This is a genomic window from Clostridia bacterium, from assembly GCA_017405765.1.
In the GTDB taxonomy this organism is placed as follows: domain Bacteria; phylum Bacillota; class Clostridia; order Oscillospirales; family RGIG577; genus RGIG577.
Genome location: JAFQZS010000043.1, coordinates 20,687 through 31,319 on the forward strand (window position 1 = coordinate 20,687; position 10,633 = coordinate 31,319).

The 10,633-nt window shown below is 49.4% G+C and carries 5 protein-coding genes; all 5 read right to left on the reverse strand.

All coding sequences use genetic code 11. From position 1 onward, the window contains the following. Positions 1–319: 319 nt before the first annotated feature. Positions 320–1,549, reverse strand: coding sequence for an OFA family MFS transporter (locus IJG50_07770; GenBank protein MBQ3379740.1), 1,230 nt, complete (start codon positions 1,547–1,549; stop codon positions 320–322). A 269-nt stretch (positions 1,550–1,818) separates the two neighbouring features. Further along, positions 1,819–7,953 (reverse strand): leucine-rich repeat protein, encoded by a 6,135-nt coding sequence (locus tag IJG50_07775; GenBank protein MBQ3379741.1) that lies wholly within the window; start codon positions 7,951–7,953, stop codon positions 1,819–1,821. A gap of 112 nt (positions 7,954–8,065) precedes the next feature. Then, the gene (locus tag IJG50_07780) at positions 8,066–8,740 is read right to left on the reverse strand and encodes a hypothetical protein (GenBank protein ID MBQ3379742.1); all 675 of its coding nucleotides are present in this window, start codon (positions 8,738–8,740) and stop codon (positions 8,066–8,068) included. Positions 8,741–8,783: 43 nt separating this feature from the next. Further along, complete coding sequence (locus IJG50_07785) at positions 8,784–9,866, reverse strand: copper amine oxidase N-terminal domain-containing protein (protein MBQ3379743.1); 1,083 nt, start codon at positions 9,864–9,866, stop codon at positions 8,784–8,786. A gap of 283 nt (positions 9,867–10,149) precedes the next feature. Beyond that, a partial coding sequence (locus IJG50_07790; protein ID MBQ3379744.1) for a hypothetical protein occupies positions 10,150–10,633 on the reverse strand: 484 nt, incomplete at its 5' end.

The window sequence follows — 10,633 nt, forward strand, 5'->3', positions numbered from 1 at the left end:
ATAAGCATTTTGCGAAGTCATCGGTTTACCGAATCCACAGTGTGTGGACTAAAAGTCTCTGTACGAGACTTTTTTTATTATACCACAAGCAAAAATGCTTGCTTGCAAGGGCATTTTTGCGACGTGATTCAATAAAGCGTACCATACGCAGTATGGTCGGCGCGGACGCGCCGAAAGGCTGCGTATGCAGTCTTTACGCGCATATTATACCATATATTAAGACCATTGACCGCTATTAAGACCACTGACCGCTTTTATTTACATTTAACGCCAAAAAGAGCCGCCGCTTTCGCGACAGCTCTTCTTTTATATATTTCTTCTATTTTTCCTTCTTTTTTACCTTTACGCTTTTAAGCATAAGTGAGAACACGACGCCCAAAACCGCGATCACTGCGGCGGGCAGGCAGCGCATATCGAGCGGCAGATCTGCGCCTGTAAACGCCGTCGCCACGACGAGCGAAACGACCGACGCGACGCCCATGCCTATCATCACGAGCGCGTAATTCGTTCCCGTGTATTTTACGCCGAAGTAGTCCGTCGTAATAGCCGGGAACGTTGCCAAAAATCCGCCGTAGCAGAAGCATACGAGCGAGAACATGGGGATTATCGATGCGCCCGGCAGCTTCCACATTCCGAGGCACGCGGCGCATATGAGGATATAGAGTATAAGTACGGTAAATTTGCGCCCTATCCTGTCCGAAAGCGATGAAGCAACGAGACGCCCCGCCGAATTGGCTATGGACGCTATCATCATTCCCGTTACAAGCAGGTTCATATCAACGCCCTTGCCCTGACCTATAAGCACCCATACGGGGTTTATTATATAAAACGAGATGCAGGCGCAGAACATACATAAGAAAAGTATGTAAAACAGCGGCATTTTAAGTATTTCACCGGGCTTATACTGCTTCGCCGTAAGCACGGAATCTGCGTCCCCCTCCTTCTTCACAACGAAGCCATCGGGCGGATTTTTTATAACTGCAGCCGATACAACGTTTACGGCAAGAAACAGAGCGCCCCAAAAGATGAACGACACAGTAAAGCCGAAGTTTGTAAACATTGCGTTCGCTATGGGAGTAAGTATCATGGCTGCAACGCCTAAAGCGGCAACGACTATGCCGCCCGCAAAACCGCGCTTGTCGTAAAACCATTTCTGCGACAGCGCGATCGCCTGATTGTACGATATTCCCCAGCCGAGGCCGCATACTATCGAGAAAGTAATATAGAAAAACATAGGCATGCTCTGCGGCGTAAAGGCGGCCAGCGCGCAGCCTGCGCCCATCATAACGCCCGCTATAAGCACGACTGCGCGCGGTGAGAAGCGTTCCTGAAGCTTGCCGCTTATTATGCCGCCCACGACGAACATGATAACGGCTATCGGGTACGCGGCAGACGCCGTGTCTACGTCCCAGTCCATAAGGTCCATTACGTAAGGCTGGAATATGCCCCATATCATGCTCACGCCTATGGGTATCTGCAAAAGGCCGCAGAAAATGAGGTATTTATACCTCGTTTTCATAAGCGCCTTGTTTCTTTCTTCAATATTCATAGTCATTCCCCGATTCCTGTCGTTTTTGCACGCATGAAATATAATACCACAAGCATCCGTGTTCCTTCAATAGCCAAATCAAGTAAAAACCGCCTTTAAAAAAGGCGGTTTTCTGTCGTTTTATATACTTTTCAAGCTTAACTTATCTTGTATTGGCACATCATTTTAGGAATTACAAGCTCTGCGATCGTATTGTCTTCAATTCCCATGACCGTGCCCGTTGTTTTATCGAACAAAAGGCCGAAAGCTTCAGATAGAGTCGTTGTGGGCTATATGCCCGATGTGCCGGCACAGTGTATCGTTGCTTCGAACAGATATTCGTTCGATGAACCCACGCTAATGGCAGCCCAGTCCTCCTCAGTGCCGCCGAAATAAACGTCCGTTAAGCTGCTGCAGTGCTCGAACGCATAACTGCCTATGCTCGTCACGCCTGCAGGGATAACTACAGACGAAAGGCTTCTGCATCCGGAAAACTCCCATTGCTCTATGCTCGTCACTCTCTCGGGGATAACTACAGACTCAAGACTGCCGCACCCGGAGAGTGCACCGTAGTCTAATCTCGTCACGCTCTCAGGGATAACTATAGACTCAAGATTACTGCATTCACGGAATGCATCGCCTCCTATGCTCGTCATGCTTTTCGGGATCACTACCCTCGTAAGACTTTTGCAGTACTCAAATGCATTGCGGCCTATGCTCGTCACGCCCTCAGCTATATCTACCGACGAAAGGCTGCCGCAACTCTGGAACGCATAGTCGCCTATACTTGTCACATAAACTCCGTCTATAGTTTTAGGAATTACAAGCGCTGTGATCGTATCGTCTTCAATTCCCGTTACCGTGCCTGTTGTCGTATCAAAGATAAGGCCCTCCGTGGCGGCGCTTCCTTCAACGGTTATGCTTTTTTGAGTATCCTCATAGCCGGTCGAATAGTTATTTCCCACATAAGAACGAAGCGTATATGAATACGTCTTGCCCGCAGTTACGGTATCGTCCGTATACGACGTGTCCGTCGTGCTTGAAACGATCACCGTCCACTTGCCTGTGCCGAGCTTGCGGTATATGCGATATCCGTCTACGCCGTCTATGGCGTCCCACGAAAGCTCAACTGCGCCGTCTACAACGCTGATCTCGTTTATAGTTACGGGCAGAGGCTCGGCTAAAGATGCGGCCTTTATCGTCTCAGCCGTATCCTCATATCCTGTTGAATAGCTGTTTCCCACATGCGAACGGAGAGTGTACGAATACGTTTTGCCCGCAGTTACGGTATCGTCTCTGTACGTTGTAGCCGTTGTGTCTGAAACGAGTATCGTCCACTTGCCCGTGCCAAGCTTTCTGTATATGCGGTATCCGTCCATGCCGTCTACCTCGTCCCACGAAAGCACTACTGCGCCGTTGTCATACTTTATCTCATTTATCGTTACGGGCAGAGGCTCTGCCAAAGATGCAGCCTTTATCGTCTTGGCTGTATCCTCGTATCCTGTTGAATAGCTGTTTCCTACATGCGAACGGAGAGTATACGAATACGTTTTGCCCTCGGTTACCGTGTTGTCGGTGTAAGTCGTAGCCGTTGTGTCTGAAACGAGTATCGTCCACTTGCCCGTGCCGAGCTTTCTGTATATGCGGTATCCGTCCATGCCGTCCACATCGTCCCACGAAAGCGTTACTGCGCCGTTGTCATACTTTATCTCGTTTATCGTTACGGGCACAGGCTCTGCCAAAGATGCAGCCTTTATCGTCTTGGCCGTATCCTCGTATCCTGTTGAATAGCTGTTTCCTACATGCGAACGGAGAGTATAAGAATACGTCTTGCCCTCGGTTACCGTGTTGTCGGCGTAAGTCGTAGCCGTTGTGTCTGAAACGAGTATCGTCCACTTGCCCGTGCCGAGCTTACGGTAGATGCGGTATCCGTCCATGCCGTCCACATCGTCCCATGAGAGCGATACCGCGCCGTTATCATACTTTATCTCGTTTATCGTTACGGGCATAGGCTCTGCCAGAGCTGCCGCCTTTATCGTTTCAGCCGTAGCGTCGTATCCGGTCGAATAGCTGCTTCCCACATACGAACGTACAGTATACGAATACGTCTTGCCCTCTGTTACGGTGTTGTCGGCGTAATTCGTTGCCGTCGTGTTCGATACGAGTATCGTCCACTTGCCCGTGCCTACTTTGCGGTAGATGCGGTATCCGTCCATGCCTTCTACGGCGTTCCATGAGAATACTACTGCGCCGTTATCGTAGCTTATGTTGTTTATCGTTACGGGAACAGGCTCTGCCAAAGCTGCCGCCTTTATCGTTTCAGCCGTAGCGTCGTATCCTGTCGAATAGCTGCTTCCCACATACGAGCGGAGAGTATACGAATACGTTTTGCCCTCCGTTACCGTATTGTCGATATAGGTCGTGCCCGTCGTACTCGAAACAAGAATGGTCCACTTGCCCGTGCCGAGCTTGCGGTAAATACGGTATCCGTCAACTCCGTCAATAGCGTCCCAGCTCAGGCTTACCGCGCCGTTGTTGTACGTGATATTGTTTATCGTTACAGGTGCGGGCTCAACGGGGACAGCCGCCGTTATCGTTTCAGCCGTAGCGTCGTATCCTGTTGAATAATTGCTGCCGACATACGAGCGTATCGTATACGAATATGTTTTGCCCTCGGTTACGCTGTTATCGGTATAAGTCGTACCTGCCGTGCTCGAAAGAAGGATCGTCCACTTGCCCGTGCCGAGCTTACGATAAATGCGATATCCGTCTACGCCGTATACCGGATCCCAGCTCAAGCTTACCTTGCCGTTTTCGTACTTGATATTATTTATCGTTACAGGCAGCGCCTCTGCGGGAGGCATAGCCTTTATCGTCTCGGCCGTTGTTTCGTAATCGGTCGAATATTTGCTTCCCACATACGAACGGAGAGTATATGAATACGTTTTGCCCTCTGTTACCGTATTGTCGGTGTAAGACGTTGCCGTCGTACTCGAAACAAGCACTGTCCACTTGCCCGTGCCGAGCTTACGGTAAATACGGTATCCGTCAACTCCGTCCTGTGCGTTCCAGCTCAGGCTTACCGCGCCGTTGTTGTATGTGATGTTGTTTATCTTTACCTTGGCGGGCTCTACGGGAACAGCTGCCGTAATAGACTTCGCATTCGCCTCATAATCGGTCGAATACTTATTGCCCACATACGAGCGCACCGCATATGTGTATGTCTTTCCTTCCGTTACGGTACTGTCGGTATATGACGTAGCCGCTGTGCCGGAAACGAGTATCGTCCACTTGCCTGTGCCGAGCTTTCTGTAGATGCGGTAGCCGTCCATGCCGGTCGCGCCGTTCCACGAAAGCGTAACTTTGCCGTTTGCGTATTCAATATCGTTTATCGTGACAGCCACAGGCTCATAAGGCACTGTTATGCTCTCCGCAGTATCGGTATAGCCCGTGCTGTATACGCCGTTTATGCAGGAGCGCACCGTATATTCATACGTTTTGCCCTCTTTTACGCTCGTGTCCGTATATGTCGTTGCGGTCGTATTGCTTACGAGAGTCGTCCAGCTTCCGCCCGCAAGTCTTCTGTGTATGCGATATCCTTCCGCGCCCGAAACGGCGTTCCATGATACGGTCACCTTGCCGTCGGCCGTGGATATGCTTTTTATGCTTACGGGTCTGACCGTATAGGATACCGTGATATTTACTGCCTGTGTATAATCGGTATTGTAATCGCCGTCAACTATCGAGCTTACAAAGTAGTAATACGTTTTGCCCTCCGAAACGGCGCTGTCCGTGTAGCTTGTGCCTATCTCGCGCGACGAAAGCAACGTCCATGCTCCGCCCTCGGCCTTGCGGCTTATGCGGTAGCCCTCCGCGCCTTCTAGCGCGCTCCATGTAAATGATACCTTGCCGTCGTTTGCGTTTATCGAGGTTATGCTTGCCGCCTTGGGAAGATACGGCACGTAGATGCTCTCGGCAGTATTCTCATAGCCCGTGCTGTATACGCCGTTTACTATGGAGCGCACGGCATAATAATACGTTTTGCCTTCCTTGGCGTTCGTATCGGTATATTCCGCAGCGGTCAGGTTGTTGGCAACCACAGACCAGCTTCCGCCCTCCAGCTTGCGGCTCACGCTGTATGCGCTTGCGCCGGGCATTGCGTTCCACGTTATCGAAACATTGCCGCCTGCGATCTCTATCGTATCAATATTTACGGGCTTCGCCGTATACCCAACGGAAACTCCCTCGGATACATTCGCCTTATCGCCGCTGTCCTCGCCGTCAACAACGGAGCTTACGGCATAATAATACGTCTCGCCCTCGCTTAAGGTAGCGTCTGTGTATGACGTTGCGTTCTGGCTGCTTACAAGCGTTATCCAGCTGCCGCTCTCCGTCTTTCTGAATATGCGGTAGCCCTCCGCGCCCGCGGTAGCGCTCCATGCTAAAGCGGCCGTTTTTCCGTTAAGAGTTACGGAATCTATCTTGACCGACTTGGGCGCATACGGCACTGCCACGCTTGCCGCAGTATCGTCATATCCCGTGCTCAGCGCGCTGCCTACAACGGAGCGTACCGTATAGTAGTTGAGCTCGCCTTCCTTTGCCTTCGTGTCGGTATACGTAGTATCGGTAACGTTGGCTGCAAGCGTCCAGCTCGTCGAATCTGTCTTTCTGTATAAGCGGTAGCCGTCCATGCCCTCAATACCGCTCCACGAAACAGTCACCTTGCCCGCGTTTATCGAAATGGAATCTATGCGAACGGGCTTCGGCGTATACGGTATCGTTATGCTCTGCGCCGTTTCGTCATAATCCGAGCTGTATGCTCCGTCTATCATCGAGCGCACCGTATATGAATACTCCGCGCCCTCAACTACGTCGGCGTCGGTATATGTCGTCTTAGTTATATTCTTTTCAAGAAGCGTCCAGCGGCTGCCACCGCTCTTTTTATATACGGCATAGCTTTCCGCTCCCGCCGCCGCGTTCCACGAAAGCGACGCCGCGCCGTTCTTAACGGTGAGCGACGATATCGTTACCTGCTTCGGGATATAATACGGCACGTTCACGCTTTCTGCGGTGGCGTCGTAGCCCTCGCTGTACTCTCCGTTTACTATCGAGCGGACGGTATACGTCTGCGTCGTGTTCTCCTCGGGGTCGCTTATCGTGTAATTAGTCGCCGTTATATTATCGGCGATCACCTGCCACTTGCCGGCGTCCGTCTTTTGGCTTATGCTGTAGCCCTCTGCAAACGGTACTGCATCCCACGAAAGAGAAACGCCGCCGTTTTTAAATTCGATATTCGTTATATCTACGGGCTTTGGCGCTATATAATGGACCGTCGCGTTCTTAAGGCGCGTGTTTGACGAGCCGAAGCTTATATTGTTCCAGTCCTCCTCGGTGCCGTAGTAATATACGTCCGTAAGCGCGCTGCAGCCGTTGAACGCGCTGTCGCCAATGCTCGTTACGCTCTTCGGAAGCGTTATAGACTTTAGATTCGGGCACATCTGGAAGGTGTTATTTTGTATTGACGTTACGCCCGACGGTATGTCGATGGATTCAAGCGCTTCGCAGCCGTAGAAGGCGTATTGGCCTATATACGTTACGCTTCTCGGCATAGTGATTGAGGGAAGGCTTGTGCAGTTGTAGAAGGTGTATTGGCCTATTTCTGTAACGCCCTCCGGTATGCTCACCGACTCGAGAGAGGTGCAGTTGTAGAAGGTATATTCCAATATACGAGATACGCCGTCGGGAATTTTTATGCTCTTGAGTGAGGAACAGTTGTTAAAAGTGTACGCGCCTATAAAGGTTACCTCAGACGGTATATCAATAGAGGCAAGGCTTTCGCAGCCTGAAAAGGAGGATCTGTAAATAGTCGTTACCTCGGGAGGTATCACGACTTTTTCAAGATTTTTGCATTTATAAAACGTGTATCCGTTTATTACCGTTACCGCGTCTGGTATCTCCACTTCCGAAAGGCTCTCGCATCCACTGAATGCAGCTGTACCTATTGTTTTTACGCTATACGGTATGCTCACGGAAGTGAGATTTTTCATTCCATAGAAATCGTCACTGTCAATACCCGACGTTCCTGAAGCAATTACCGCTTTTTTTACCTGATTTCTATAATCAAACCAAGCGTTTTCTGGAAAGTCGTACTTGTTGTTATTAACCCTCTCGTTTCCGTATTGATCAACATATCTATATCCCCAATTATAATAATGACCGTTGCCTAATCTATCGTAACTATATGAACCGCTGTAACTAACATATCCGCCGTACCCGGATAAATTCATCACTCCGTCGCTGTCTATCGACCACGTTACGCCGTAGCTTGTTCCCGACGCGACGACGTCCGCCGCAAGGCCCGCGGCAGGCAGCATCGTCACAGCCATCAGCAGCGCCACAACAAGCGCCAAAATTATCTTCTTCATAATTTTGATTCCTCCTTTTTTGTTTGTGGTGGTTTTTTCTATACATCTTATTTTTTATATTTTTATCTCCCCTTCCCAAATATTTTTCTTGCTCCCTCCCTTCAATCAGGTTTTAAATAGATGTTTTTTTGTATTTGTTGTATGAAATATCGATTTTTTCTTTTACTGGTAAAATCCAATCTATATACTTTTTGTATATCTCTAAAGCCTTTTCGCATAAATGCACAATATTCTGCACGTCCAATTCGTCTTCTACGGCATCGTATGCTTCTTCTAACTCCCTTTTTAAACTTCCTTTTGACAGCGGGTGATTATTGAAATAATCAAGCAGATCATAAAACACATGCTCCGGCAACTCGACTATCCGATTTTCTATTTCATCAACCGAAAAACCCGTTCTGCGTATAAAACCCCACATATCTTCTTTGTCGTTATCTAATGAGTTGTAACAAATATAATATTCGAGCGTCCGCTTTTGTTCCAATAAATAGTCCATGAACTTTTGTAAACTGTCATGCTCAGTTTTTAACACTCCGCCCCTATTTGCTCTGTAATTTGATAGCAAATATATAACGAATCCGGACGCCAATCCGCAGCTTAACGATATCAATACATTGGATAGCCACACACAGTTATTCTTATGTGCAAAATACGACCATATAATTATTGCGAAAATTGCGGCAATCATTAAAATTGGAGCAAATGCAGTAGGAAGCATAAAATAGTGCATAAATGCAATACATATTCTTTTGCGAAGCGGTGTTCTCTTTCGTCGTTCATAATTCATTCGCTCTTCTACCCCTCTTGCTTCACAAAACACGCCGCACGTCTTACAGCTCGCCGCTGTTGTCGGGAGTTTCAGGCTTAGTCTCCCTTGAGGCGATAGCTTCCTTCAAATTGTCGAGCATGGCGGCGCTGTCTGTCTTGCCATAGGCTATAATTACGCTCGCTTCCACAAAGCGCGCGCCTGACGGCTGCACCTTGTATTCGTCCAGCGTATTTTTGTCAAGCGCCGAGGTAAGCACGATAACTACTGCGGTATTGTTCGCGCCGGTCCATGTCGTTGTATAGATATACTCCGTTGTTTCACCCTTGTAGGATTTAAAGCCGGCGTTGTCTTTATTTTCGAAATTGTTCTCTTTACCCGCGCCGTAGATCTCCGTAAGCTTTGCTTTAAGCGCATCATATGCCTGTATTGCCTTTTGATTGTTTTTAAAAAGGTCCTCGCTGTTTATCGTTTCGTCTTTGCTGAGCGGTACGTTGTCAAGCGCGATATCGTATGTCGCCATATAGAGCGTGCTTTCGCTCACTTTCGCCTGACTGCCTGCAAAGTCGGCGTTATATGCAAAATAAAGCTTTGCGTCCGCCTTATATCCGGCCACATCAACGTCGCTTTTGCCGTATGTGCAGCCGCCGCCGCGTATGACCTCGGCTTCTTTTAAAACAGAGTGCATATAGACCGCGCTGTCAAAATACGGTATCGTTACATCGGTTTTCAGCGGATTCGGCAGATACATGCTCTGCGATACCTTTTGAGGAGAGGACCCCCACGCCAAGCCGTTAAAAAGTATTTCCGTTCCGCCTTCGTAGGCGGCGGGCTTTTCAGTCTTTTTTGTTAAGGTGACCGTCTGAGTCGCGCCGTCCCAGCCTACGTCCATACCCAGCGAATTGCCTACCGCACGAAGCGGCAGATATGTCGTGCCGTTGTATAAAACGGGGTATACCGTCACGTTGTTCGCATCTGTAAAGGTCTGCTTTGCCCCGTTTATGATTATCGTAAAATCGGGGCGAAGCTGCGCCGTTATCTCTGTATTGCCGATCTCCAAAGCGACTGCCGCCGCTGACGCGGGCTTCTTTTCATCCGAGGAGACGAGCGTTACGGTTTGAGTCGCGCCGTCCCAGCCCACGTCCATGCCCAGCGAATTGCCTACCGCGCGAAGCGGCAGATATGTCGTGCCGTTGTATAAAACTGGGTATACCGTCACGTTGTTCGTATCTGTAAAGGTCTGCTTTGCCCCGTTTATGATTATCGTAAAATCGGGGCGAAGCTGCGCCGTTATCTCGGTAACGTCCGTCGCTAACCCCATCACGGGCAGCATGGTCATGACCATGACTATCGCCACGATAAGGCTTAATGCTTTCTTTTTCATGGATCCTATCCTTTCTTTGCTTTTCTTTATGTTTTGACCCGGATCATTACGCTGTCAGATCCAATGGGTATGATACGTCGTCTTCGGCGGGAATATCCGACTCGTCTGATATCTCCTGCTCAGTTATGGCCTCATCCTTTCCGCGGGTATCCTCTGTCGGCAGTTGCTCATCCGCTTCAGACAGTTTGCCCGATGCCGCAGTCTTTATCGTTTCCGCCGTAGCGTCGTAGCCCGTCGAGTAATTCTTTCCTACATATGAGCGTATCGTATATGAATACGTCTTGCCTTCCGTTACCGTATCGTCGGTGTAGGACGTGTCCGTTGTGCTTGAAACAAGCACCGTCCACTTGCCCGTGCCGAGCTTGCGGTAAATGCGATATCCGTCTACGCCTTCGGCTTCGTTCCAGCTTAACGATACAGCGCCGTTCTCATATTTTATCGCGCTTATCGTTACAGCCACAGGCTCTGCCGTAGCCGCTTTTATCGTTTCCGCCGTAGCGTCGTAGCCTGTCGAGTAATTCTTTCCTACA

Coding starts and splice junctions, on each gene's coding strand:
- IJG50_07770 (MBQ3379740.1), bottom strand. CDS start 1,549: ATGAATATTGAAGAAAGAAACAAGGCGCTTATGAAAACGAGGTATAAA.
- IJG50_07775 (MBQ3379741.1), bottom strand. CDS start 7,953: ATGAAGAAGATAATTTTGGCGCTTGTTGTGGCGCTGCTGATGGCTGTG.
- IJG50_07780 (MBQ3379742.1), bottom strand. CDS start 8,740: ATGAATTATGAACGACGAAAGAGAACACCGCTTCGCAAAAGAATATGT.
- IJG50_07785 (MBQ3379743.1), bottom strand. CDS start 9,866: ATGGACGTGGGCTGGGACGGCGCGACTCAAACCGTAACGCTCGTCTCC.